General features: G+C 40.1%; 25 protein-coding genes. 12 read left to right on the top strand and 13 right to left on the bottom strand.

Features of this window, described 5'->3' with window-relative positions; genetic code table 11:
• Positions 1 to 18 precede the first annotated feature (18 nt).
• Both FTU17_RS07950 and coq7 read left to right on the top strand, forming a co-directional pair.
• The gene (locus tag FTU17_RS07950; protein ID WP_078188554.1) at positions 19 to 1338 is read left to right on the top strand and encodes an MFS transporter; all 1320 of its coding nucleotides are present in this window, start codon (positions 19 to 21) and stop codon (positions 1336 to 1338) included.
• 3 nt (positions 1339 to 1341) lie between these two features.
• The gene (coq7, locus tag FTU17_RS07945) at positions 1342 to 1977 is read left to right on the top strand and encodes a 2-polyprenyl-3-methyl-6-methoxy-1,4-benzoquinone monooxygenase (protein ID WP_078188555.1); all 636 of its coding nucleotides are present in this window, start codon (positions 1342 to 1344) and stop codon (positions 1975 to 1977) included.
• Positions 1978 to 2036: 59 nt separating this feature from the next.
• Here the strand turns inward: coq7 and FTU17_RS07940 are convergent, their stop codons facing one another.
• From FTU17_RS07940 to FTU17_RS07910, 7 genes are all read right to left on the bottom strand, one after another.
• A complete protein-coding gene (locus FTU17_RS07940) occupies positions 2037 to 2717 on the bottom strand; it encodes a hypothetical protein (protein ID WP_180022028.1) in 681 nt (226 codons plus the stop codon).
• A 77-nt stretch (positions 2718 to 2794) separates the two neighbouring features.
• Positions 2795 to 3373 (bottom strand): DedA family protein, encoded by a 579-nt coding sequence (locus FTU17_RS07935; protein WP_257227377.1) that lies wholly within the window; start codon positions 3371 to 3373, stop codon positions 2795 to 2797.
• Positions 3374 to 3535: 162 nt separating this feature from the next.
• On the bottom strand, positions 3536 to 3985 hold the full coding sequence (locus FTU17_RS07930; protein WP_180135063.1) for a 2-amino-4-hydroxy-6-hydroxymethyldihydropteridine diphosphokinase: 450 nt from the start codon (positions 3983 to 3985) through the stop codon (positions 3536 to 3538).
• Positions 3942 to 4322: a dihydroneopterin aldolase gene (gene folB, locus FTU17_RS07925; RefSeq protein WP_168377722.1), complete on the bottom strand. Its 381-nt coding sequence runs from the start codon at positions 4320 to 4322 to the stop codon at positions 3942 to 3944. Before folB ends, FTU17_RS07930 begins: the two co-directional genes overlap by 44 nt.
• Positions 4323 to 4405: 83 nt before the next feature.
• The gene (locus FTU17_RS07920; protein ID WP_180040380.1) at positions 4406 to 5704 is read right to left on the bottom strand and encodes an AarF/ABC1/UbiB kinase family protein; all 1299 of its coding nucleotides are present in this window, start codon (positions 5702 to 5704) and stop codon (positions 4406 to 4408) included.
• A 58-nt stretch (positions 5705 to 5762) separates the two neighbouring features.
• On the bottom strand, positions 5763 to 6542 hold the full coding sequence (locus FTU17_RS07915; RefSeq protein ID WP_180135062.1) for a HesA/MoeB/ThiF family protein: 780 nt from the start codon (positions 6540 to 6542) through the stop codon (positions 5763 to 5765).
• A gap of 104 nt (positions 6543 to 6646) precedes the next feature.
• Positions 6647 to 7249 carry a TetR/AcrR family transcriptional regulator gene (locus tag FTU17_RS07910; protein ID WP_180135061.1) on the bottom strand — a complete coding sequence of 201 codons (603 nt, stop codon included), beginning with the start codon at positions 7247 to 7249 and terminating at the stop codon, positions 6647 to 6649.
• Between the two features lie 71 nt (positions 7250 to 7320).
• On the opposite strand from FTU17_RS07910, the gene FTU17_RS07905 reads away from it, so the two are divergent.
• Positions 7321 to 8520 (top strand): multidrug effflux MFS transporter, encoded by a 1200-nt coding sequence (locus FTU17_RS07905; RefSeq protein WP_257227376.1) that lies wholly within the window; start codon positions 7321 to 7323, stop codon positions 8518 to 8520.
• Positions 8521 to 8619: 99 nt separating this feature from the next.
• Here FTU17_RS07905 and FTU17_RS07900 read toward each other — a convergent pair whose 3' ends face one another.
• From FTU17_RS07900 to FTU17_RS07890, 3 genes are all read right to left on the bottom strand, one after another.
• Positions 8620 to 10263 carry an AMP-binding protein gene (locus FTU17_RS07900; RefSeq protein WP_180135060.1) on the bottom strand — a complete coding sequence of 548 codons (1644 nt, stop codon included), beginning with the start codon at positions 10261 to 10263 and terminating at the stop codon, positions 8620 to 8622.
• A gap of 310 nt (positions 10264 to 10573) precedes the next feature.
• Positions 10574 to 11710 (bottom strand): acyl-CoA dehydrogenase family protein, encoded by a 1137-nt coding sequence (locus tag FTU17_RS07895; RefSeq protein ID WP_078193952.1) that lies wholly within the window; start codon positions 11708 to 11710, stop codon positions 10574 to 10576.
• Positions 11711 to 12029: 319 nt separating this feature from the next.
• Positions 12030 to 12800 (bottom strand): SDR family NAD(P)-dependent oxidoreductase, encoded by a 771-nt coding sequence (locus FTU17_RS07890; RefSeq protein ID WP_180040376.1) that lies wholly within the window; start codon positions 12798 to 12800, stop codon positions 12030 to 12032.
• Between the two features lie 141 nt (positions 12801 to 12941).
• Between FTU17_RS07890 and FTU17_RS07885 the strand changes: the two genes are divergently transcribed.
• Both FTU17_RS07885 and FTU17_RS07880 read left to right on the top strand, forming a co-directional pair.
• Positions 12942 to 13976 (top strand): AraC family transcriptional regulator, encoded by a 1035-nt coding sequence (locus FTU17_RS07885; RefSeq protein ID WP_180135059.1) that lies wholly within the window; start codon positions 12942 to 12944, stop codon positions 13974 to 13976.
• Between the two features lie 200 nt (positions 13977 to 14176).
• Entirely contained in the window at positions 14177 to 14530 is a 354-nt protein-coding gene (locus tag FTU17_RS07880; RefSeq protein WP_078188566.1) for a hypothetical protein, read from the top strand.
• A gap of 76 nt (positions 14531 to 14606) precedes the next feature.
• On the opposite strand, the gene prmC is transcribed toward FTU17_RS07880, so the two are convergent.
• The gene (gene prmC, locus FTU17_RS07875) at positions 14607 to 15425 is read right to left on the bottom strand and encodes a peptide chain release factor N(5)-glutamine methyltransferase (RefSeq protein WP_180135058.1); all 819 of its coding nucleotides are present in this window, start codon (positions 15423 to 15425) and stop codon (positions 14607 to 14609) included.
• Positions 15425 to 16513, bottom strand: a complete 1089-nt coding sequence (gene prfA / locus FTU17_RS07870; RefSeq protein ID WP_180051129.1) for a peptide chain release factor 1 — start codon at positions 16511 to 16513, stop codon at positions 15425 to 15427. The genes prmC and prfA overlap by 1 nt, the downstream gene beginning before the upstream one ends.
• A 368-nt stretch (positions 16514 to 16881) precedes the next feature.
• On the opposite strand from prfA, the gene FTU17_RS07865 reads away from it, so the two are divergent.
• From FTU17_RS07865 to FTU17_RS07845, 5 genes are all read left to right on the top strand, one after another.
• Positions 16882 to 17310: a glycine zipper domain-containing protein gene (locus FTU17_RS07865; protein ID WP_078193959.1), complete on the top strand. Its 429-nt coding sequence runs from the start codon at positions 16882 to 16884 to the stop codon at positions 17308 to 17310.
• Positions 17311 to 17600: 290 nt separating this feature from the next.
• Positions 17601 to 18128, top strand: a complete 528-nt coding sequence (locus tag FTU17_RS07860) for a hypothetical protein (protein WP_168377731.1) — start codon at positions 17601 to 17603, stop codon at positions 18126 to 18128.
• 179 nt (positions 18129 to 18307) lie between these two features.
• Positions 18308 to 19315 carry an LLM class flavin-dependent oxidoreductase gene (locus FTU17_RS07855; RefSeq protein WP_180135057.1) on the top strand — a complete coding sequence of 336 codons (1008 nt, stop codon included), beginning with the start codon at positions 18308 to 18310 and terminating at the stop codon, positions 19313 to 19315.
• Positions 19316 to 19548: 233 nt separating this feature from the next.
• Positions 19549 to 20025, top strand: coding sequence for an inner membrane protein YiaA (gene yiaA / locus FTU17_RS07850; RefSeq protein ID WP_180007913.1), 477 nt, complete (start codon positions 19549 to 19551; stop codon positions 20023 to 20025).
• A gap of 262 nt (positions 20026 to 20287) precedes the next feature.
• The gene (locus FTU17_RS07845; protein ID WP_180004943.1) at positions 20288 to 20860 is read left to right on the top strand and encodes a flavoprotein; all 573 of its coding nucleotides are present in this window, start codon (positions 20288 to 20290) and stop codon (positions 20858 to 20860) included.
• Positions 20861 to 21861: 1001 nt separating this feature from the next.
• On the opposite strand, the gene FTU17_RS07840 is transcribed toward FTU17_RS07845, so the two are convergent.
• Positions 21862 to 22698, bottom strand: coding sequence for a pyruvate, water dikinase regulatory protein (locus FTU17_RS07840; RefSeq protein WP_078193964.1), 837 nt, complete (start codon positions 22696 to 22698; stop codon positions 21862 to 21864).
• Between the two features lie 153 nt (positions 22699 to 22851).
• Between FTU17_RS07840 and ppsA the strand changes: the two genes are divergently transcribed.
• Positions 22852 to 25230, top strand: coding sequence for a phosphoenolpyruvate synthase (ppsA, locus tag FTU17_RS07835; protein WP_180135056.1), 2379 nt, complete (start codon positions 22852 to 22854; stop codon positions 25228 to 25230).
• A gap of 82 nt (positions 25231 to 25312) precedes the next feature.
• Complete coding sequence (locus FTU17_RS07830) at positions 25313 to 26095, top strand: RDD family protein (protein WP_180005233.1); 783 nt, start codon at positions 25313 to 25315, stop codon at positions 26093 to 26095.
• Positions 26096 to 26183 lie beyond the last annotated feature (88 nt).

Genomic DNA, 26183 nt, shown 5'->3' with positions numbered 1-26183 from the left:
TAATGTAGCAAGACACTTATGAATAACAACGAACATCTGCTAGGTACACGCCGCTTCCTGCCTATGTTTTTGACCCAATTTTTTGGGGCGCTCAATGACAATGTGTATAAACAGGCTTTATTGTTGGTCATCACCTATGGATTAATCCAACAACAGGCATTACCCATCAGCACGCTAAACAATCTAGCTGCATTATTGTTTATTTTACCCTACTTTATTTTTTCAGCGACAGCGGGACAGATCGCAGATAAGTTTGAACGTTCACAACTTGTCCGTGGCATCAAAATTTTAGAAATTATCATCATGATCATCGGCAGTATTGGCTTTCTGACCGGTCATTTATGGTTATTGTTGCTGGCTTTATTTTTGATGGGGACCCATTCGACATTTTTTGGTCCAATCAAATATGCAATTTTGCCTGAAATTTTAAAGCCCAATGAGCTGATGTCAGGCAATGCGCTCTTCCAATCTGCAACATCCATGGCAATTTTATTCGGGATGATTTTGGGCGGTGCAGTGATTGCTTCATCTCAAGGCAATTTAATGTGGATCAGCCTGACCGTAATGACCATCGCCATTTTAGGTTATATCACCAGTCGTTTTATTCTTAAGCAAAATGTCACAACACCTGATTTAAAAATCGATTGGAACTTTTTTCGTACCAGTTACCAAACGATGAAATATGCCAAAAGTTTACCGCTGATTTTTACCATTTTATTGGGGAACTCGTGGTATTGGTTTTATGGTGCTACCTACCTCACTCAAATTCCACAAATGACCCAGCAAAACCTACATGCCTCTGAAAATGTCGTTAGCTTGCTATTGACTTTTTTCTCTGTGGGTGTGGGCGTAGGTTCATTGCTTTGTCGTAAATTGGGCGGAACTCAAGTTAATATTAAGATGGTTCCCATCGGTGCTGTAGGTTTAACGGTATTTGCACTGTATTTAGCATTTAGTTTGACCCTCGTCCCGACTCAAACTGGCCCACTTATTACCCTTTCAGAAGTTTTTCATCAAGGTTGGGGCTATTACCATGTCATGATTGCCGTGACTTTATTGGGTATTAGTGGTGGTTTTTACATCGTTCCGCTCTATGCAATGATGCAAGCTTACTCTCCACGCTCACATCGTGCGCGAGTCGTTGCCGCAAACAACATTTTAAATGCGGTATTTATGGTATCTTCTGCTATATTTTCAATTATCATTCTGAGTGTTTTAAAGATTGATATTAAGATACTTTTTTGTATAACCGCAGTGCTCAGTGCAATCTTTTGTATTTGGCTGCTATTACGCATCAAACCTTTGCTTCAAACTACGCAAGTCTCTCTGGAGGATTAATCCATGCGTCAATTTACAGGTGTCGACAAACTTATTCACTCATTTGATCAGGCCTTACGTAGTTTAGTTCCCGGAGCAACGGCTGCACATCGTGAAAACCCGTCTGTTGCTGAAAAAACGCAACTTGCAGTCAGCGAAGCACGCCATGTGGCAGGTCTAATGCGGGTCAACCATAGTGGTGAAGTGTGTGCTCAAGCGCTTTATCATGGCCAAGCCCTCACCGCGAAACTTCCAAATGTACGCCGTGAAATGGAACAAGCTGCGATTGAAGAACAAGATCATTTGGCTTGGTGTGAAGACCGCTTAAAAGAATTAGACAGCCATACCAGTCTGCTCAACCCTGTTTGGTACGGCCTTTCTTTTGGGATGGGTGCATTGGCAGGTATTGCCGGTGATAAATACAGCTTAGGTTTTGTCGCTGAAACTGAGCGTCAAGTGAGCCTGCATTTAGAAGATCACATCCGCCAACTTCCTGAACAAGACGAACGTTCACGTAAAATCTTAGTGCAAATGAATGAAGATGAGCTGCATCACCGTGATACAGCACTCAATGCAGGTGGTGTAGACCTTCCTGTTCCAGTTCGTATTGCCATGACTGGTATTTCTAAGCTGATGACCAAAACCAGTTATTACATTTAATGATTTTCGCTAAGTTTTATAAATAGTGAAAAAAAAAGCCTGCAATGATGCAGGCTTTTTTATGAGAAATCTTTTGACTTTAATACAATAATTCCTTCACCATCAAAACAGTTTATAGGCTGCCATCGACTTGGTGTAAACCAATCAAAATTCAAACTATAACGTTGTGCAGTGGACGGATAACCTGCTCCACCTAACTCAAGTAGCCATCCTGCCGGACAAATTTCTTTTTGGTTATTCAACATAACGGTTTGATCATGTACCAACTCAAGCAATAAATGACGATGCAGCTCAAATGCAATAACATCAAATCTAGCTATTTGAATCGGCTGTGGAAAACGAGCCGATGTCAAACCTTGACGAATATCAGTCATCTGTTCCAGAGTATAATCGGTTTCAAATGATCGGTTAATCCACGTGCCTTCAGGCAGTACAACCTCTCCATAGTTTAAGGGTTCCTGCAACTGTATATGAATTTTCTTTTGATGCTGCCACTCTGCATAGTCAGAAATAAGATCTGAAATCACGAACAATCCAAGCGTTACTGCAACAAATAAAGGGAAAAACAATACGCCAGATAAACCAATTTTAAGTGCCGCATTTACTTTATATGGTCGATTTTTTTGCTTTTTATACCAATTATTCCAACTCAACCAAATTGCAATGACGATAAATAGCACCAAAATCGCAAAGCAAATAATAAGGAAACCTCCCGCACCCGCACCATAACCTAAGCCCATATTGCTCTCACTAAATATCCCTTTAAATCTTTTAATTATGTTTTGACGACTTTATCAGATCAACCACGTTCACTTTATCAATGTTGATGATGCTTACGCCACCACTTCAACACCGTATAGAGCACACGGAAGAATACGATACATAAAATAACGGCAATAACGATGTAAATATCTTGATGATAAGACAACATTTTCGCCCAAAACAGATGTAAATAATGACTGATTTGGAAGCCAATCGTTGCGACCAACATTACCCAAATAAAACAGGCAACCAGACTAATCAGCACATATTTCCAAACAGGATAAGTACGCACACCGACTGCAATAGGTAAAATGGTTCTAAAACCCCAAGCAAAGCGCATAAATAAAATGGTCAAAATAGGATAACGTTCAATAAACTGGCTCGCACGATCGAATTTTTGTGCAAATTCTACATTCGACTGGATAAGTTTTTGCCCATAGCGAGCGCCCATTTGATAATAAAACTGATCGCCAATAAAACTGCCCAACATCGCCACTGCAATCAACACTGGAAAATGAAGTATGTGTTGATGTACGGCATAGGCGCCAATCATCAGCACTGTTTCTCCTTCAAACAACGTGCCAATAAAAATCGCAATATAGCCATAGTGCTGAATCAGATCCGTCCAGTTCATATCATTATTTTGAAGCTAAAAAGATAATGTAATCCTGCGACAACCTATACGCTAGCGCATACCATGACAGGATTTGAATATTTTTTGTTATTGTCTACTTGGGATATTTAGGGACATTTGAAATATACGTCATGAGTTTTGAAAGCATTGCGTTTCATTCGCTCAATCCACTAAAACTTTTTGACAACTCACCATAGGAAATTGATGTGCTGGATGTTCAAACATCTTATTTTTCCAAATGTCGAACATTGGTATTTTAACATCGAGTGCTAAAGGCAGTTTTTTCGGATTAAACTGCATGTACGCTAAGCTTTCGCCCCACGCGATCAGATCCAGATCCAAAGCGATATTATGAGACGGACGAACACGACCTGAGTCTGCTTCCATTTTTTTCAGTAAGGCGCTGATTTCATCTACAGATAAACTGCTTTTCACCAAACAGGCTGCATTCCAATAATCCGCCCCAATGCCATCACGACAAGGAATCACATAAATTTTGGAAAATTCAACATGACCCAAAGCCTGAATTTGACGTAAAGCCTGTTGAAAATGAGGTTTGGGATTGAAATTACTCGCCAGAGCTAGGGCGAAAATCGTTTCGGTGGCGTTCAAGACGAATTCCTACAGAATTGGCTTGCGCGATAATGGCAGGCTTCCGGATGCTAATCATAATAGATTCAATGCTGTCATAGGTAGCGAAAAGTGCATCAATCACCAGTTTTGCTGCATGTTCGATCAATTTAGGTTGAGCAGTTTGAATGACTTTGGCTGATATTTCGCAAATTTCAGCATAATTCAAGGTATCTTCAAGCTCATCTGACTGAGCCGCCTGCGCTAAACTAGTTTGAATATTGAGGTCGAGCATCAAAGGCTGAATAATCTGACGCTCCCAATTGAAACAGCCGATGACAGTCTCAACTTTCAAACCTTCAATGATAATTGCGTCCATTCTTACACTCAAATTAAAATCTTAAACATCGATAAAATCCTCCTGTTAAAGAAGGAGGGTTTTATTTATATCTTGCGGCTAAATTATTGCTTCAACAATAAATTAGGGTCCATAGTCTGCACCATTTGAATACGCTGGTCTGCATAAATATCAGTATATGGCGCAAGGATGCGCATAAAGCGGTCAAAGTACAACATTTGTTTGAATAATAAAGCGAAGTCACGTGGGAAGCGAATACCATGACGCTCTCCGACTTGTACCATATCCATCATGATGTCATTCAAATCGGCAGGATTTGAGGTTAATAACTCTTGCGGATCGGCCAAAAGCACACCGCTAAATAAGCGCTCTAAGTCGGCAGCTAAGACTTGTGTGTCAATTTTGACAGCCGTCATGCCCATTTTCAGCATGTTTTCAGCCATCAAGTTGTAGTCAGTTTTTTGTAGGGCATCCATAAACGCAATACATGCTGTCCACACTTCAGGTTTCAACTGGCCTACGATACCAAAATCGATGAAGCCTACTCGACCATCTTCTAACAGCATCAGGTTGCCTGCATGTAAGTCTGCATGGAAACTGTTACATAACATCAAGCTGCCAAACCATGTATTCATCGCTGTCACCAAAACTTGCGATGGATCTTTAGCGACTTTCTTGACCACATCAAAATCAGTCAATGGTACGCCGTATAAACGCTCCATGGTTAAGACGCGACGTGTTGAATATTGGTGATAAACCTTTGGTGCTGTTGCGGCTTTGTTTTGAGTTACGTTCAGATAATTCACAAAGTCGTCAAGATTTTGAGCTTCTTCAATAAAGTCCACCTCACGTACCATGCGAACTTTAATTTCTTCAACAATATCTGCAAGTGAGGCAAATTTAACTTTGGGTACAGCTTTTTCAACCAGTTTAGTAGCCCAATGTAAGACATTTAAATCTGTATAGAGAATCGTCTCGACACCCGGCTTTTGCACCTTAATAACAACATTTTCACCAGTGACCAATTTAGCGGCATGCACCTGTGCAATCGATGCAGAAGCCAAAGGCTTTTCATCAATTGAAGCAAATATTTCATCTAAATTACGACCAGCAAATTCTGAAGCCAATACCTGCTGCACATAACTAAACGGCAGTGACGGTGTCTGATCTAAACAACCTTGAAACTCTTCTACATATTCACGTGGAAATAAAGAAGGTGTACTTGCAATAAATTGACCTAATTTAATATAGGTTGAACCCAGTGATTCAAAAGTTTCACGCATGAGTTTTGCGTTACTTGGTTTTTCAGTTGCATATTTAAAGCCGGCTTTTGCCGCAACGACTGCGGTCTCACCCATTCGGGCAACCGAGCGAATTCCATCTAACCAGATATTGTTTTTCATAATGTCTTAGAAAAAAATAATTAACGTGAGTGTAGCAAAAAAATAAGGGCTTGCTGCTTTATCTTGCCTGACAGATTGGACAATCGGGATCTATTTCAAAAGCGAGAATTTTTTGTTTCATTGACAGACCATCCCACAACAAAAGTTTTTGTTTCAATACTGTCTTTCCTAAACCCAAATAGAGCAAGGCATGATGAGCTTGCAAACTTGCCATAACATTTGGTGTGGTTGCAAGCACACCCGAGTCTGCACAGCGCAAACTTTCATTGGCTTGTTGTTCTTTTGGAAATAGACATTCATAACATGCAGCGTTTCCTTCGACCATAAACAGTTGCCCTTGGAAACCAATCGCTGAAGCACTAATCAGCGCCACATTATTTTCTACGCAGCTCACATTGACCAAATAACGCGTGCTGAAATTATCACAACCATCGAGAACCAAATCTTGCTGTGAAATCAATGCCTTTGCGTTGCTTTCATCTAATTTTTTGGTATAGCTTTGCACTCGGATATGCGGGTTAATCGCTTGTAAGCGTTTAGCCAAAATTTCAGCTTTATAAAATCCTACATCGTGTTTGGTATAAGCAATTTGTCGTTGCAAATTACTGATTTCAATTCGATCTGCATCGATCAAAGTGATTTGTCCGACGCCTGCACGTGCCAATAATTCGGCTGTGGTACACCCAATCCCACCACACCCCACGATGAGTACATTGGCAAGTTTTAGCTTCTCTTGCGCATCGATGTCCCAACCATCAAGCAATATTTGACGGCTGTATAGATGCATTTCATCATCACTTAATTCCATGTCTGAATCTAGATCGAGCTGTGCATCCATGTTCTGCTATCTCATTTAAAACATAAAACCGAGGCCATTATAACGAGCAATCCAAAGATAAGGACGAAAATAAACATTCAATTTTGCTATGAAAATTTAGGCATTCACATTTTAAACAAAGCCTGAATACTTTGTTCAATTGCCATAGTCACCTGCTGCATATCTATCTGCTGATTTAAAAATAGTAAATCGACGAAAGGCTTCGAAATGGTCGCACCAAATAACATATCCGCCATGATATCTGCATTTAAGTTCAATACAAATTGGGCACTTGGAATATGACTCACAGCATGAATCAACTGATCTCGGCTTTTGGCGATGCCTTTTTCATAAAACGTATCGCTTATTCCATCAACCCCAACACGCTCTGCGATCGCCAGTCGGCACAACTTGATATGCCGCTCGGACAGGACATGCTCAGCGATTTTCTTCAGTTGATTTTGCAAGGCCAACACACGATCTAAACTATTGGCATCAAAAGCATCTTCAGTCCAGATATAGGACGACTCAACCAATGAAATAAGCAGTTCACGTTTATCAGAAAAATACACATATAGCGTTTTTTTAGACATACCTGCTGCGGTCGCAATTTCAGACATGGTGACATTTTCAAAGCCCTTCTCACCAAAGAGTTGTTCTGCAATAGAAAAAATTTCTGCACGCCGCTGTTCTGCCGACATGACCAAAGGACGGCCTAGTTTTGCCAATGCTGCTCTCTTTGACTTAGGAAACCGATAAGTTTCAGAATGCGCTGCTTTCCACAAGATCCAACCACATTATGACAGCATCAAATACACGTGCAATGCCCATACTCATTGCATTACTCGCAACCATCGGCCCGATAGGTATTGATATGTACCTACCAAGCATTCCCGTTATGGCAACATCTTTAGGGAGTAGCGAAGGTGCGATCCAACTGAGTTTGATGACATTTTTTGTGGGTTTAATGCTTGGCCAGCTGATGTATGGCCCACTATCGGATAAATTTGGCCGTAAGCCGCTTATTTACTTAGGTTTAGGGATTTATATTTTAGGCTCGATCGGCTGCACATTTGCACAAAGCGTTGAACAATTACAATGGATTCGCTTTATTCAAGGTTTAGGTGGTTCAATTGGGATGGTGATTGCCTTTGCGATTATCAAAGATCAGTTTCAAGGCCCGGCAATGGGCAAAATGATGTCAATGGTTTTGGCGATATTAGGCCTTTCACCGGTGGCTGCACCTCTAATTGGCGATGGCTTACAGGCTTTAGGTTCATGGCGAAATATTTTTATTTTTTTAGCCGTATATGCCGCGATTGTATTGGCAGCCGTTGCAATGCTACTCCCTGAAACACGTCAAGTGGAATTGCGTCAACAATTCAAGCTCTCACAAACCATCAAATTATATGGGCAAATTATCAGGGATCGTAAGTTCATCATTTACTCACTCACACTGTGTATTGCACAAGCTGGCTTCTTTGCCTATATCGCTGGTTCAGCCAGTGTATTTATCAGTGAGTATCAGTTGAGTTCTACCCAATTTAGCCTGCTCTTTGCATTCAATGCATTTGGTTTAATTGCTGCTGCAATCTTTAACCCCAAAGTGCATGAAAAATTTGGACCACTGAATGCCTATAAAATCATGAACAGCAGTTTCTTACTCATTATGACTGTATTGCTCCTTGCACAATGCTTAGGCTATTCAAATCTAATATTCTTCTGTAGCGCACTATTTATCGCCGTTGCACTTTTAGGTTTCATTATGCCTACCGGAAGCCATTTGGCTCTTATGTTTCAGCATAAAAATGCTGGTACAGCATCTGCATTATTAGGTGCTTTACAATTTGGCTTTGGTGCGATCATTACAACTTTAACCGGTAAATTTAGTAATTTTGGCAGCTTAGGTTTAGTCACAGTCATGTTTGCTTGTGCACTTATTTCTGCACAGCTTTGCCTCATTAGCTTTCCAAAACATTTACCGATGTCTCAGCATTAAAATTGCAAACTCAAAAATAATTATTATCCAACTTCAGATAAGCAAATCAAAAAAGGCTGCATGTACGCAGCCTTTCCTTTAATCCATCTCAGCCTAAACTTAACTGACCTTTTGCATTAATTGCGCTTTGGCCACTTCTTGTTGTTTCAACAGATTACGTTGGATTTTTCCACTCGATGTTTTAGGCAACCCATCTACAAATTCAATTTCTTTTGGATAAGCATGCTTGGATAAACGAGATCGCACATAGGCTTGTAGCTTATCCATGAGTTCTGAACTTGCTTGATATTGTGGTTTCAATACCACAAAAGCTTTGACCAATTCTGTACGCTCAGGATCAGGCTTACCGACAACTGCCGATTCTAAAACCTCTTCGCACTCTAATAATGTGCTTTCCACATCGAAAGGCCCTACACGATAGCCTGACGTTGTAATGACATCGTCAGCACGACCCACAAAATCAATGCCGCCTTCTTCATTTAACCTAACAGTATCACCAGTTAAATAGTAGTTCCCGACAAAGGCTTTACGGTTATTGCCGCCATAGCCTGTGAACCACATGAGTGGAGATTGCGACCAATCTAATGCCAATGTTCCAATGCCACCACGTTCAATTTCTTGATAATCTTTATTAAGCACCGCGAAACGATGGCCCGGTATAGCAAAACCGGCTGAACCCACTTTTTTGTAGTGTTCTAAAGCATGATGATTTGCAATCACCATTCCAAGTTCCGTTTGTCCATATTGGTCATAAATATTGACGTTTAAGTCGTGATTAAACCATTGAATCACTTCGGGAGTTAGTGGCTCTCCTGCGCTACTCACAGCCCGTAAATGTGATTTTATGGATTCATCAAATTTTTCTTTAAACCCAAAGAACATACGAAAAGCCGTTGGTGAACCGGTCAAATTGCTGACTTTATATTTTTTGATGACTTGAAGTGCGTGATCAACACTAAAAGCACGTTCATCCATAATAATGCTGTGCCCTAAACTTAAAGGCCCTGCAATTCCATAGTACAAACCATAAGCCCAACCCGGATCTGCTAAATTCCAAAATGAATCTTCATCACGCAAATCAACCGCATGTGTCATATATCCTTTAAATGCCAACAGCGCTTTGTGTGGCACAGGTACAGACTTGGCTAAACCCGTCGTCCCTGAGGTAAACATCATTAAAAATTCATCATCAAAAGAACGGGGTACTGAGTTATATGCGGTGTCATGAAGTTGCAGCTCTGACCAAAAGTCAGGATCTGTCTGAATCGCTTGATCGGCATGCACGGTTAAAATATGTGGTAAATCAATATGATTGAGTTTTGATCGTTGCTCAGTGTTGGTTACAATCAGCTTTGTTCCCGCAGTTTGCACCCGATGCTCAATCGCTTTGGACTCAAATGCCGTAAATAAAGGCTGATAAATTGCCCCTATACGCCATGTTGCCAATACGGTGATCAATAACTCTGCTGTACGGGGTAATAGACCTGCAATGCAATCACCTGCTTTCAGTCCAATGCGCTGATAATAATTTGCCAATTGTGCAGAAGCTAAATCTAATTGCTCAAAAGTCCATTGCTCAGATTCACCATTTTTACCTTCCCAGATCAGCGCAGTTCTATTTTGCCCAACATAGCGCCCACAACATTCATCATAAGCATTGATTGAACTTGGCGTACCGACCAATTGTTCTGTAACCATCTTTTCAAAATTAAAATCACGATATGCTTGTTCTAGTGTCTTCATGACGACAATTCCTATCCTGTTCTCTATGATTCAAAGTGCAAGACTTTGAGGTTTATTCATCTTGTTGTTGTACCACTGCGTACTAGTGACGATTCCTTTGCCACATCCGCTTTAACTGCTTTTCCATACACCGATTGCAATGTCGGTTTTTTAGTTTTGAAACTTATACTCTTCGACAATCTATTCGTAAACTACCTATTTTTAGACTGTCTATACCTAGATAACCATGTTTGGATGTGCCCTGCAATTTCCATAACCATCAACGCCATTGCAGGGTTTGAACATCGACCAAAGTCTATTTCTTAACCAGCTATCCTTTGGTTACTTCACGTGCAATCACCAGACGTTGAATGTCCGACGCACCTTCATAGATTTGACTGACACGCACATCACGATAAATTCGTTCTACTGGGAAATCAGATACATAACCATAGCCCCCATGAATTTGAATCGCATCTGAACACACTCGTTCAGCCATCGTCGATGCAAAAAGTTTCGCCATTGAGGCTTCTTTTAAACATGGAAAACCGGCATCTTTTAAAGTCGCTGCATGGAAGATTAATTGGCGTGCCGCCTCAATTTGGGTGGCCATATCTGCTAGGCGAAATGCCACGGCCTGATGCTGTACAATCTCCACCCCAAATGCCTTGCGTTCATTGGCATATTCAACAGCCGCATCTAATGCCGCACGGGCCATACCCACAGACTGCGCAGCAATACCAATTCGACCTGACTCTAGGTTTGATAAGGCAATTTTATAGCCTTCCCCCTCTTGGCCTAAAAGACTATCCGCAGGAATACGACAGTCATCTAAAACAATAGTTGCTGTATCGGAACAATGCTGACCCATTTTGTCTTCTAATCGCGATACGATATAACCTGGCGCATCCGTTGGTACTAAAAAGCACGAAATCCCTTTTTTACCTGCAGACTTGTCCGTTACCGCAAAAACTAAGGCAACTTGGGCATGTTTTCCTGTGGTAATAAATTGCTTGGTGCCATTTAACACCCACTCATCACCATCACGCTCCGCTTTACATTCCAATGCACTCGCATCTGAACCCACTTGTGGTTCTGTTAAGCAAAAACAACCTAACCATTCGCCAGTGGCTAATTTTTTTAAGTATTTTTCTTTTTGTGCTTCTGTACCATAACGCTGCGTAATGCCACATGGCAGTGAGTTTTGTACGCTGACAATCGTCGAAATCGCACCATCACCTGCAGCAATTTCTTCTAAGGCAACAACCAAAGACACATAGTCTAAACCTGCACCACCCCATTCGTCAGAAACCGTCATGCCTAAAGCACCCAGCTCACCAAGTTCCTTTAGCTCTTGTGCAGGAAATGCTGCCGTTTTGTCACGCTCTGCAGCCGTTGGTTTCAGTTTTTCTTGCGAATAGCTTCGCATCATGTCCTGAACCATTTTTTGTTCATCATTTAAAATCATGAGACTTCCTTTTCTAAATCTTTTATAGCGGGAATAGCTTTAAATTTTGGATAACTGCGGAATTAAAAATTCTTTGGCTGTATAAAGCAAAGTTGGATACACGACGACGTCATTTACAACTGTCTGAGGCAGGACGCTATTAATCTCTAGTGTTTCTGCGACCCGTAAATCAATAAATACTTGATGACGAGTTTTGCAAATGACAATGATTTTGGTTACTTTTGCCTAAAACAAAAGTAACAAGATGAGCTACTGTCAACAAAGTTATTCTCGATCAGACTCCGTCGTAGAAGCCTGAATAAGCAGTTTTAATAAATAACTATTTAGGCTGCATACGGATCGCGCCATCAAGACGTATCACTTCGCCATTGAGATAAGCATTTTCAAAAATATGCGTCACTAAGTTTGCAAACTCTTGTGGTTTTGCTAAACGTGGAGGGAAAGGCACCATTTGCCCCAAAGCATCTTGTACATTTTGTGCTAAGCCTTTGAGCATCGGCGTTTCCATAATGCCCGGAGCAATGGTCATCACACGGATTGATTCACGTGCAAGCTCACGTGCAAGAGGTAATGTCATTGCAACCACTGCCCCTTTTGATGCTGCATAAGCCGACTGACCAATTTGACCATCAAAAGCCGCTACCGATGCCGTATTCACAATTACGCCACGCTCTTCTTCACCTGCTTTTAATTCATATTTAGCAATCAGTTGTGCCGCATAGCGCAGCATATTGAATGTGCCTGAAACATTAATATTTAATACTTTTTGGAACATCGCCAAATCATGTAATCCGTCACGACCTAAAACTTTTGCAGAGGGTGCGATACCTGCACAGTTCACTAAGCCATTAAGTTGACCAAATTCCGCTTCAACTTGTACAAAGAAAGTACCGACCGCTTGTTCATCGGTAACATCCAATTGAACAAATTTGGCATGATCACCCAGTTGACGTTGCATCGCTTCGCCATGCTCATGATTCATATCCACAATAATCACTTTTGCACCCAGGCCAATCAGATGTGTTGCTGTCGCAGCGCCTAGTCCTGATGCACCACCTGTCACAACAAAAACTTTTCCTTTAATGTCCATAGCATTTCCCTATTTACGATGTCTTGTTTTAAATTCGACTTAAGATGCAGAGTAAACAGAGAATTTATTCAGTACAATTTCCAAATGTTGCATCTTTTCTGATGTATTTGGACAATTCTGAACAAGGACCTATCCGCACATATGCCGAAGCATGGACTCGAATACAGCAAAGGGACGATTTCTATCGACTTGGTGCATGAAGCATTACACGATGCGCAAAAAAAGCACTTTGATATTTCTGCTATTTTACAAAAGTCTGGTATACCCTCAGAGTTACTGCTATCGAGTAAAACCAGAGTTTCCGTTTCACAATATGCGGCTTTATGGACTCATCTTGCAGATGTGATGGATGATGAATTTTTTGGCATGGATCGGCATGCTATGCGACGTGGTAGTTTTAAGCTACTGTCGAAAATGGTCATGCATAACAGCACATTGGGTGATGCACTCAAGCAAATCCTACAATTTTTAAATCTGGTTTTAGATGACTTACATAGCGATTTAACCATTGAAGATCACTTTGCTTATATCGTGATCTATGACCAACAAGCGCCTAAACGCATGTTCAGCTATGCAACTTATTTAATGCTCATCCATACGCTACTGTGCTGGCTGAGTGGACAACGAATTTTGTTAAATCAAATCCAATTCAAATGTGATGCGCCGCTTGATGATCACGACTATAAAGTTCGCTTTTGTGAAAATATTCATTACCAAGCCAGTCAAAACTATATACAACTAGATGCCAGTTATTTAACCCTGCCAATCAAACAAGACACACGTTCATGGTATCAATTCCTACAACAAACGCCTGAAAACCTTTTGGTGCGCTTTAAAAACCCGTATGCGCTCAGTAGCCAAATTCGTAAACAACTGTTAGACGTTTCTCCTGCCGAATGGTTAGAGTTTTATGAGTTGGCGGTCAAAATGAATATGTCGGAAGCCACCATGCATCGCCGTCTTAAAAGTGAAGGTGTGAGTTATCAACAACTCAAAAATGATATCCGACGTGATACTGCCATCGATTTTTTAACCCATACCGATAAAAGTTTGCAAGATATCAGTGAAGAACTAAATTTTCATGATCCGAGTGCTTTTCATCGGGCATTTAAAAAATGGACAGGCGTCAGTCCCGGTGCGTATCGACAAAATAATGCGCCTGAATTCAAGGCCTAGAATTTGATATTCGCTATTTATAAATTGAATATTCATCTAATTAATAGAAAATCAATAACTTAAAAATATTCAATAAATAGACTGACCATTCATCCTTGAACGATTGCTACTTTAGTCTAATTAGGTTATTTTTCACTCAATTTAAAGCACTTTGCTTATTTATTTTTCAATTCTCCTGCATCTCCTTGAAAGGCTATCCTATGCTTAAGATGATTGATGTTCTTGAACAACAACTTGTTCAAAACTTTTCAGATTCTCTTTTCACTCAGATTGACGCAATTGATGAACTGTTTCATGAACAGCTTAAAACTGTCGCAGATATCGATTTGCAAAATTTGATCTCACAATTTTTTAGCACTGAAAATGCAGTTGAAGTTGCTCATGCACTGGATATCCAAGCGGATGACATTGAAGCAATTCAAGCAGGTGCAAATCTAAAAGATGAAAATTTAGTGAATGCAACTGCAAAAATTATTGCTTACTGTCTTGCAGTAGAAACAGCAGCTTTAGAACAAGTTGAAGTTTTCGATAGCTTACAAGACTACCCAATGTAAGTATTGATCGAATATCAAAAACAAAAAAATAAAGCGCATTCAATGCGCTTTATTTTTGACTATCTCTAATACCAAATCAATGTTGCCACTGACCTAAGCTGACACGGTCATTTCCACCATAATCTTTTACAGTCCGAACATTTCGATATCCAACTCGTAAGAACAAATGTCTGACTGCTTCACCTTGGTCATAGCCATGTTCAAGCACCACCCACCCATTCACGGTTAAATGTTTTTTGGCTTGAAGAATGATTTGCTCAATATCTGCAAGCCCATGATTGTCCGCAACCAAAGCACGTTCAGGCTCTGTCGCCAAATCTTTCATGTGTACATCATCAGCATCGATATACGGCGGATTTGACACAATTACATCAAAGAAAGCACGACCAAAGGGTTTCAACCAAGAACCTAAGACAAACTGCACATGTTCAAGATCATGCTTTTTGGCATTAAACTCAGCAACTTCCAAGGTAGGTTCGTAAATATCCGAAGCTACAATTGACCAATCTGGACGTTCACTGGCTAATGACAAGGCTACAGCACCAGTTCCTGTTCCTAAATCGACCACACGAGCATCTTCAGGAAGTTCTAAACGGAGTACAGTTTCAACGAGTACTTCCGTATCAGGACGTGGAACCAAAGTATCTTTAGTCACTTTTAAATCTAGCGTCCAAAATGGCTGAGAACCTGTGACATAAGCCAAAGGCTCACCTGCTGCAATACGAGCAAGACTGTCGACATAGAGTTGTTCTTGTTCTGCCGTCAATTCTTGATCCTTTTTCATGATTAAATCAAAAGAATCAATCTTGATGATATGCTCTAACAACCACGCATTTTCCTGACGTTCATAACTTTCAGGTTCACCACGATAGGCCAAAGCCTGTGCAATATTCATTAGCCACCATTCTGCTGTGCTAATAATGCCAACTGATCGGCTTGATATTCACGATGCAAACTATCTAGCAATTCAGTCAAATCACCTTCCATCACTGCATCTAACTTATACAGTGTTAAGTTAATACGATGATCAGTCATACGACCTTGTGGATAGTTATAGGTACGAATACGCTCAGAACGGTCACCAGAACCTACCAAGTCACGACGCATTTCAGACGTCGCTGCATCTGCCGCTGCGCGTTTAGCATTTTCTAAACGAGAAACCAATAGCGCCATCGCTTTGGCTTTGTTTTTATGCTGTGAACGTTCGTCCTGACATTCTACAACTGTACCCGTTGGAATATGGGTAATACGTACAGCAGAGTCAGTTTTGTTAATGTGCTGACCACCCGCACCAGATGCACGATAGGTATCAATACGTAATTCTGAAGGATTAATTTCAACACTGGTGTCTACATCAATTTCCGGCAAAATCGCAACAGTACATGCCGAAGTATGAACACGACCTTGTGACTCTGTTGCAGGAACACGCTGTACACGATGTGCACCACTTTCAAATTTCAAACGACCATATACGCCTTCACCATTGATGAGGCAAATCACTTCTTTATAACCGCCATGTTCGCCGTCATTTTCAGACAGCACTTCAATACGCCAACCTTGTGATTCAGCATATTTACTGTACATTCGATATAAGTCACCAGAGAAAATTGCAGCTTCATCACCACCTGTTCCGGCACGAATTTCTAAATAAGCAGAGTTCGCATCATTCGGATCTTTTGGAATCATCAGAATGTTTAAGTCTGCTTCAAGCTGACCAATCAAAGCTTTATTTTCTTTAATTTCTTCAACGGCCATTTCTTTGAAATCTGGATCCGTCAACATCACTTCAGCAGTTTCAATATCTTCTTCTGCTTGACGGTATTTTTTCCAAACTTCAGTGATTTCAGATAAATCACTATGCTCACGAGACAACTGACGGAAACGTTTATTGTCTGAAATGACTTCTACATCTGCGAGTAATGCATTTAATTCTTCGTGACGGTCAGAGAGCTGATCTAATCGTAAACGTAACGATTCTTTCATTTTTCAAAAAATCTCAATACACAGGCTCTACCGCTAAACTTTCACGGATATGCCAAAATTCAAAATAATGGCGCTAGTGTACCGATAATGGGTCTGAAATGACATATATATTGTTTTTTGGCCTATCAATGACCCTAAATATCAAAGTGTGAACTTCATCACTCCTAGCTTTCTCCACAAAGTCGTACAGATTTTCTGCATTCGACCATTTTTTTCACAATATTAATAAAACTTATACAAACTAGACACTCAAATCACCAAATAAAGAGAAAGCTCTCCATATTTATAGCGAATAGTTTTGTTACATTTACTGCCATCGAAATGATTATGAAAAAGTCCTCGCGTTTATGAAGGACATGGAGTGAACTATGAAACTGAATACTCTTTTAATGACAGCCACTCTAGCAACTGCTTCTATGTTCACTGTGTCTGCAAATGCAGATAGTACAACACGCGTTGCTGCAGCTAGTGCATTAGGTAGTGTTGCAGGTACTGCAATTGGTAAAAACATGGGAGGTAATACCGGCGCTACAATTGGTGCCGCTCTTGGTGGTGCTGGTGGTGCTGCGGTAGCAAGTAATAAACGCAACCGTACAGAATCTGCTATCGGCGGTGCTTTAGGTGGTGGTACAGGTTATACTGTTGGTAAAAGCATGGGCGGTACAAACGGTGGTTACATCGGCTCTGCACTAGGTGCTGCTGGTGGTGCTGCTCTAGGTAATAAAATCTCTAAAGATAAAGCTTACGACAAACACCAAGAACGTAAATACAAAAAACGTTACCGTCGTCGTCACTAATTCAAAAATTAGTGAGTCCTTATTGAATAGTGAAAATAGCACCTTCGGGTGCTTTTTTTATGTATCGCCTTTTTTCAAATGATAAATACAACTTTATTTATTGCTCCTGATAAATATTTAGATTTGCCTTCCCTCCAACCAAGTCATCAATCATGTAGAAATAAAGTGCAAAATTTACATTGCAGCAACGGAACACGTATTTTATTTCACATCACGCTCCAAATATTCGCTATGTGTTTTCATATATTGATATCAACAGATAAACATCATGCTTCGTAAGGAGTTTAAAAATGAAAATTAATAAAATTCTATTCAGTGCAGCAATTGCCGCTTCAGCACTTACTATGACTGCAACACATGCAGGTAATAGCACCAATACTGCATTAACATCTGCTTTAGGTGGTGTTGTTGGTGCAGCAATCGGTAACCAAGTTGGCGGCCAAACTGGCGCAATGATTGGTTCAGCAATTGGTGGCGGTGCAGGTGCAGCAGCATCGGCAAACAAACGTGACCGTAATGGTGCCATCATCGGTGGTGCACTTGGTGGCGCAGGTGGTTATACCGTAGGTAAAAACATGGGCGGCACAAACGGTGGTTATATAGGTGCTGCACTTGGTTCAGCTGGTGGTTCTGCACTAGGTAAAAAAGTGTCTGAAGACCGTCGCTATGATGACCGCTACAATGGTCGTTATGATGATCGCTATGACCGTCGTTATAACAACCGTGGCTATCGTACCAATAATTACAGCTACAACGACCGAGGCTACCGTGGAGACAATGGTCGTCACTTAGGTTGGTACAAAAACGGTAAACGTTAATCGATATATTTCAATGAAAAAAATCAGCACCTTCGGGTGCTTTTTTTGTTTATAAAAAAAAGTTTAGATATACCAAAAGTTGACTTTTTACACAGCCCAACCAATATATCGAATTTATTCGATATACATTAGGCGTTTTATATCGTATTATTTCGATATAAAGATCTCTGAGAGAAAACATGCGTACTCTAGCCGATACAAAATTTTCAATACTTGAACTCGCACCTGTTCGAGATGATAAAACCATCGAATTTTCACTCAAACATGCACTCCAGTTAACACAGAAAGCAGAACAACTTGGCTATGAGCGTCTCTGGTTAGCCGAACACCACAATATGGATGGCATCGCAAGTTCTGCAACTGCGGTTTTACTCGGTTATCTCTTAGCAAATACACAATCCATCAAGCTCGGTTCAGGCGGGATTATGTTGCCCAACCATGCACCTTTGGTTGTCGCTGAACAATTTGGCACGCTTGAAACGCTATATCCCGGCCGTATTGAACTCGGCTTAGGTCGTGCGCCGGGTACTGACCAAACCACCATGCGCGCTTTACGCCGTGGCCGTCAGGAAACCGAAGATCAATTTCCACAAGATGTCCTTGAGATATTGCAATACTTTAAAGCACCTGAACCTCACCAGCGCATCATTGCCACACCGGGACAAAATACACATGTTCCTGTATGGCTTCTAGGTTCAAGTCTATTCAGTGCACAACTCGCTGCACGTTTAGGTCTACCCTATTCTTTTGCTTCTCATTTCGCACCACGCATGCTTGGACAAGCGATTCAGCTCTATCGTGAGACTTTCCAAGCATCCGAATATTTAGATCAACCTTATGTTTCTATGGGCGTACCAACGGTTGTTGCTGAAACAGATGAAGAAGCAGAATATCTAGCAACGAGTGCTTATCAACGGGTTTTAGGTTTAATGCGTGGTCAAAGTTTAAAACTCAAAGCTCCAGTCGACAGTATGCAAGGCTTATGGTCTGCTGCAGAAAAGATGTCTGTCGACAATTTCTACGCTATGGGACAAGTCGGTTCAAATGCAACCGTTCGAGCAGGTTTAGAAAACCTACTCACCAAATATGACGTTGATGAATTTATTTTCACCTGCGACATTTACGATACCGATAAGCGCATTGAAAACTTCGAACGTTTAATGCAAATCAAAAATGATCTAGCTTAAGACTCTAAGCTTAATGATCTAATCCAAGCGTTTAATCCGTCTAAAGGTAGAATTGTGACTACATTTTTTGTGGCTCTTTAGACGGATAGCAGTCAACAGATAATATGGTTTCGGCTAACAACGACCAAACCTGTACTTAAAAACCATCATTGTCTCAACTAAATAATTGCTTTACTCATTTTTATTGCTGTATAAATATTAAACATAAGCAAAACAAAGAGAAAAATAAGCAGATGAGCCAATATATTAATAAACCCACACCCGCATTTATCGCAGCAAGTTGGTGTGCACTGATCTTAGGCGCTGTGGTGTTTTGCATAGGTTTATTCAATGCAAATATGATGCTGAATGAAAAAGGCTTTTATCTCATTTTATTGCTTTATGGATTATTTTCATCGGTTTCACTACAAAAAATCATTCGTGACCGTTTAGAAGGAATGCATGTCACTGCAATCTACTTTGGACTGTGCTGGGCATCCGTCATTATTTGCCTTGTACTTCTTGCCATTGGCCTTTGGAATGCTGAACTGGCATTAAGTGAAAAAGGTTTTTACATGATGGCTTTCCTAATGAGTTTGTTTGGTGCAGTTGCTGTACAAAAAAATATTCGTGATATGGACTATTTACGTACACACACCGACCAACCCGAACTTAAACATTCAACCACGAGTCAGCTTGACTATAACTCATCAGATGATGAACCACTTTAAAACTCACAAAATTATAGATCTCAAAAGCTGTTCATGCAGGTCGCTCATTGTTTTATCGATCTGCTTGAGCGGTTAATGAACTACAACGCATAAAAAAATCAGTTCACTCCTAGAAATGTATAAATGACAAGGGCCAAGCAAATCAATTCTAGACAAATTGTATGACTCATCAGACTGAAAAAACGCTTTACCCCGACTGGCCCATCACAGAATATATTCCTATCTAAGACTCAACTAAAAAAACAAAAGACAAGGAATAAATATGGCCAACAAGCAGGATGCAACCCACCATATTTTTAATAATCATCTAGAGGATTTTGAACACTTTCGTGGAACGATCATCAGTTCAGAACAGATCAAAGATTATGATTTTAAGAATCAAAAAATCGCAATTATTGGGATAGATCAGCATGTGGTCTCTGAACTGCACCATCTATGTCAGGTTGCAGATAACATCATGGTCTATCAAATCAAACCGCAATTTGTCTTGCCACGCACCGAACGTCTACTGAATAAATTAATCCAGCACCCACTGATTGCAAAAAATCGACGTTTATTTAGCAATCGTATTAAGAGTATTTTGGCGATTCGCTTTTTAGAAGATCAAGTACCGAATCATTGGTTAAGACATTTACTCAGTCCAAATACCGCAATTCAGAACAAAACCTTCCTAAAATCGGATCATTATTATGCAGCATTACAGCAGCCCAACTGCATCTTAAACACTTGGCCTATTGCAAAAATTCAGAGTAATTCAATCACGGCTTTAGATGAGCATACGTTTGAGTGTGATGTCATTGTGCGCAGCGAATCTAACCAGCCTAAAGAAAAGTAATTACATTGCAATTATTTTCACATGACAATTACTAGAATTTATCCGATTGATCAAAACTCACAACACCAATAGCCATCTCTGGTGGCTTTTGCTAGATCCCCTACGTTATTGAATACTTCTATTCGGTAAGGCTAAGGATTCTTAAAAATCCATAAATGAAAATAGCTTTAATCGTGCTACATGCTTTTTCAGCGCTCAGACTTAAATCATGCCTCCGACCTGCATCATCAGCTACAGTTCATTTATAGAAGTGCGATTTTTGAATAGTTATGATCAATTCTTCATGAAAATTTTATTTCAAACCAATAAATTTTCAGTCTCTTAATTTTGTCTTACACAACTCTTTTAATGACTAATTATAAGTAGGAAAATTTATACCGATGCTCATATTCAGCCGACATTTACTTATGTTCTAATCTATATTCAATAAGAAAATAACTGCTAAAAATCCAATTTTAATATCACTTCATATCTGCTTTTAAAGCCTAAATAGTCTCAATTCGAGCATTCCCCACCCACATCAATTAAATAAATGATGCCATTTCTTGAGATTTAACGCCTAAAAGCGACTGTTTGATTATTTTTTATTCTATTTTCTGCCTATTTTTTTAGCATTTAAATCAGTATTTTTTAAAATTGTGATCAAATATTAAACTGTATGTGCTAAATCTAGTATATACACTACTCTTATCAAGTAGATTATTCAGGCTTAATTCATAGATAAAAACACAGCAATACACGGATTATTTTAAAAGATTGAAGCTGTCAATTAGGCCATATTTTATAAATTTTCAGCCAAAAAAATTCATCAAATTGGTACACATTTGAATACAGAATTTGCTTAAATTTTAAGTCTAAATGTTGAGAAAAATTTTCATCAATATTTTAAATATTTATCATTCATTAAAAGTATGACAAGTCAAAAATTAATACTATTTTTATATAATTTATACAGTAATTTATTATCATTAAAAGAGCCACCGAAGTGGCTCAATTTACACTTAACCAATGCGACGTTTCAGTCCTGTCATTTGTAAAACACGTGTTGAAATTTCTTCAATCGACATTTCCGACACGTTTAAGTATTTAATTCCTTCTGAAATATAAATACCTTCAATCGCACGTAATTCCATCTGGCACTGACTAAAACTTGCATAACGGCTATTGGCCTTACGTTCTGAACGAATTGCTACAAGGCGCTCTGCATCAATCATCAAGCCAAATAACTTATGTTTATGCTCACGTAAAACTGCAGGTAAACGGTTGTCATCCAAGTCTTCTTCTGTCAACGGATAGTTCGCTACACGAATACCAAATTGCAAAGAGAGATAGATGGAAGTTGGTGTTTTACCCGAACGTGATACCCCGATTAAAATTAAGTCGGCTTTATCATAATGACGAGTACGTGCCCCATCATCGTTATCTAAAGCAAAATGCACCGCATCAATACGTGCTTTATAAGACTCAGAATCTGTTACTGCATGGGTTTGACCGACTAAAGTCGTAGGCGCAGTACCTAACTCGTCAGACAGTTTACTAATAAGCCCTTCAAAAACATCAAGATTTATCGCATTTGCAGTATTAATAATGTCACGTACATACGGGTCTACAAGGGTGTCAAACACCAAAGGCTTTTGACCGTCTTGCTGCGCTCTAAGATTGATCTCTGCAACCACATTTGTAGCTGCTTCTTCAGAGGTAATATAAGGAATAATATGAATGTCAAAATCTACATGAGGGAACTGGGCTAACAGTGAATGACCAAGCGTTTCTGCGGTAATCGCTGTCCCATCCGAAACAAAGAAAACACTACGCTGAATCTGTTTACCTTCTGACATTAAAATTCTCCTCCAAAATTTGTCTTAGTGCTATATAATCTTTATAGTAAACCATCTTACATGACTGTCACTTAGTAAATTTAGAATGCTAAGTAATTTGTTATAATTTCATGCCAAGATAGTGATTAATACTGCAAAAGTGGAGTAACAACTTTGGAAGCGCGCGTAATTGGTCTAGAAAAATTAGGGAAACACGACGTAGAACTCGTGGGCGGTAAAAACTCATCATTAGGTGAAATGATCAGCCATCTCGCAAATGCTGGTGTATCTGTTCCTGGTGGTTTTGCTACTACAGCTCAAGCATATCGTGAATTCCTCGAGCAAAGTGGCCTAAACGCTAAAATTAACGCTGAACTTGCTGCACTCAATGTTGACGATGTAAATGCACTTGCTGAAACTGGTGCAAAAATCCGTCAATGGATTGTAGACACTCCGCTGACTGCTGAACTTGAAACAGAAATTCGTGAGGCTTTCACAGCTCTTTCAAACGGCAACCCTGAAATCGCGGTTGCCGTTCGCTCATCTGCAACAGCAGAAGACTTACCAGATGCTTCATTTGCCGGCCAACAAGAAACTTTCTTGAACATCCGTGGTATCGACAACGTCCTTATTGCGATTAAAGAAGTATTTGCTTCACTTTATAACGACCGCGCAATTTCTTACCGTGTACACCAAAACTTCGCACATGACGTCGTTGCGTTATCTGCAGGTGTTCAACGCATGGTTCGCTCTGAAACAGGTGCAGCTGGTGTAATGTTTACACTAGATACAGAATCTGGTTTCCGCGACGCAGTTTTCATCACAGCTTCTTATGGCTTAGGTGAAATGGTTGTACAAGGTGCTGTAAACCCTGACGAATTCTATGTATCTAAACCACTTTTAAATGCAGGCAAACACGCTGTATTACGTCGTAACCTTGGTTCTAAACACCAAAAAATGATTTATGGTGAAGAAGGTGCTGCAGGTAAGTCAGTGGTTGTTGTAGACGTTGAAAAAGCAGATCGTCAACAATTCGCTTTAAATGACCACGAACTTCAAGAACTTGCTAAACAAGCATTGATCATTGAAAACCACTATGGTTCAGCAATGGACATCGAATGGGCGAAAGATGGCGATGATGGTCAAATCTATATCGTTCAAGCACGTCCTGAAACTGTGAAGAGCCGCCAAAACGTTGGCACCATGGAACGTTACCTACTTAAGCAAAAAGGTAATGTAGTTTGTGAAGGCCGTTCAATCGGTCAACGTATTGGTTCTGGTCGCGTTCGTATTGTGACTTCAATCAAAGAAATGGACAAAGTTCAAGACGGCGATGTACTTGTATCTGACATGACTGACCCAGATTGGGAACCAGTAATGAAACGTGCAGCTGCAATTGTCACTAACCGTGGTGGCCGTACTTGTCACGCTGCGATTATTGCACGTGAGCTTGGTGTTCCTGCAATTGTAGGTTGTGGTAATGCGACTGAAGTATTGACTGACGGTCAAGAAGTGACTGTTTCTTGTGCTGAAGGTGACACAGGCTTTATTTACGAAGGTGCTTTGGACTTTGAAATCCAACGCAATTCTATCGAATCTATGCCTAAACTTCCGTTCAAAATCATGATGAACGTAGGTAACCCTGACCGCGCATTTGACTTTGCTCAAATTCCTAACGAAGGTGTTGGTCTTGCTCGTCTTGAGTTCATCATCAACCGTATGATCGGCGTACATCCTAAAGCATTGCTTAATATTGACAGCCTACCACGTGAAACTCGTGCTGCTGTAATGTCACGTACTGCGGGTTATGCATCTCCTATCGAATTCTATGTTGAAAAACTAGTTGAAGGTATTTCTACACTTGCTGCAGCGTTTGCTGACAAACCAGTGATTGTTCGTATGTCTGACTTTAAGTCAAACGAATATGCAAACTTAATCGGTGGTAAGTTATACGAACCTGAAGAAGAAAACCCAATGCTTGGCTTCCGTGGTGCAAGCCGCTATGTATCTGATAACTTCCGTGATTGCTTCGAACTTGAATGCCGCGCACTGAAAAAAGCACGTGACGAAATGGGCTTAACTAACATTCAAATCATGATTCCTTTCGTACGTACTGTTGCTGAAGCGAAACGTGTTATTGAATTGTTAGCACTTAACGGTCTTAAACGTGGTGAAAATGGTCTTAAAGTGATCATGATGTGTGAACTTCCAACTAACGCATTGTTGGCTGAACAGTTCCTTGAACATTTCGACGGTTTCTCTATCGGTTCTAACGACTTAACTCAGTTAACACTCGGTCTAGACCGTGACTCTGGTATCGTTTCTCACCTATTTGATGAACGTGATCCAGCCGTTAAAGCACTTCTTTCAATGGCAATCCATGCTTGTCGTAAAGCTGGCAAATACGTAGGTATTTGTGGTCAAGGTCCTTCAGATCACCCTGACCTAGCTAAATGGTTAATGGAACAAGGCATCGAGTCTGTTTCGCTTAACCCAGACTCAGTATTAGACACATGGTTCTTCCTTTCTGAAGAAAAAGCTCAACAAGCTTAATAAACTGTGTTAAAAAAAGACCCACATGTGGGTCTTTTTTTTTATTTATACTTTTACAGACGTTTTTTGAGATTTTAGTTTTATGCAGATTTACTTGGCACGAAATAACCAACAAGCTGGTCCCTACACCTTAGAACAACTTAACCAAATGCTCGCGAGCCAACAAGTGTTACTCACGGACTTGGTTTGGCACCAAGGTATGACCGAATGGAAAGCTTTGGGTGAACTCACTCAAGGTCAGTTGGTTTATATGCCTGCAGGATATACTGCACCAACAGCATTCGAATCAAATCAAACTGCAACTACGCCATCAAATACCTATGCACAGCCTCAAGCGGTACAAGAGCAAACTAGCCTAGCTAGTATTCCTAAACGTGTTTTGGCGAAAATCGTCGATTTACTGCTTTGGATACCAGCAACTTTTATCTTAACGGCATTTTTTAGTCCAAGTGAAAAGACACAATTTGCAAATCTGAATGAACAGTTTATGCAAGCTGTGATGACCCCAAATGCTGACCCCAATGTTTTACAAGCACTACAAACACAAATGGTTGAAATGTTTCCCAACCAAGCTTGGATTGCAATGTTTGCGTATCTCTTCATTATGCTTTTCATTCAAGCATATTTGATTGCTAAATCAGGTCAAAGCATTGGTAAAAAAATCACCAAAATTAAAATTGTAGATGCCGAAACCAGTCAACCTGTAAACCTCATGCGTGGCTTCACTTTACGCAGTGTTTTATTTATTTTCCTGAACTTTTTATCAATGCCATTAAGCGTAATCATCGATTCCGTTTTCATTTTCGGCAAGAAGCGTCAAACCTTGCATGACAAATTGGCAAAAACCAAGGTAATAAACCAATAATTTTCACTTTTATTCAGGGATGATTTTTTCATCCCTTTTTTGTGCATTATATTGAAATTAAAATAAAATTTAGATAAAAAAAATACAA

Source organism: Acinetobacter sp. YH12070 (genome assembly GCF_013419625.1).
Classification (GTDB): Bacteria; Pseudomonadota; Gammaproteobacteria; order Pseudomonadales; family Moraxellaceae; genus Acinetobacter; species Acinetobacter amyesii.
This window is presented reverse-complemented; position numbering and strand designations above follow the sequence as displayed.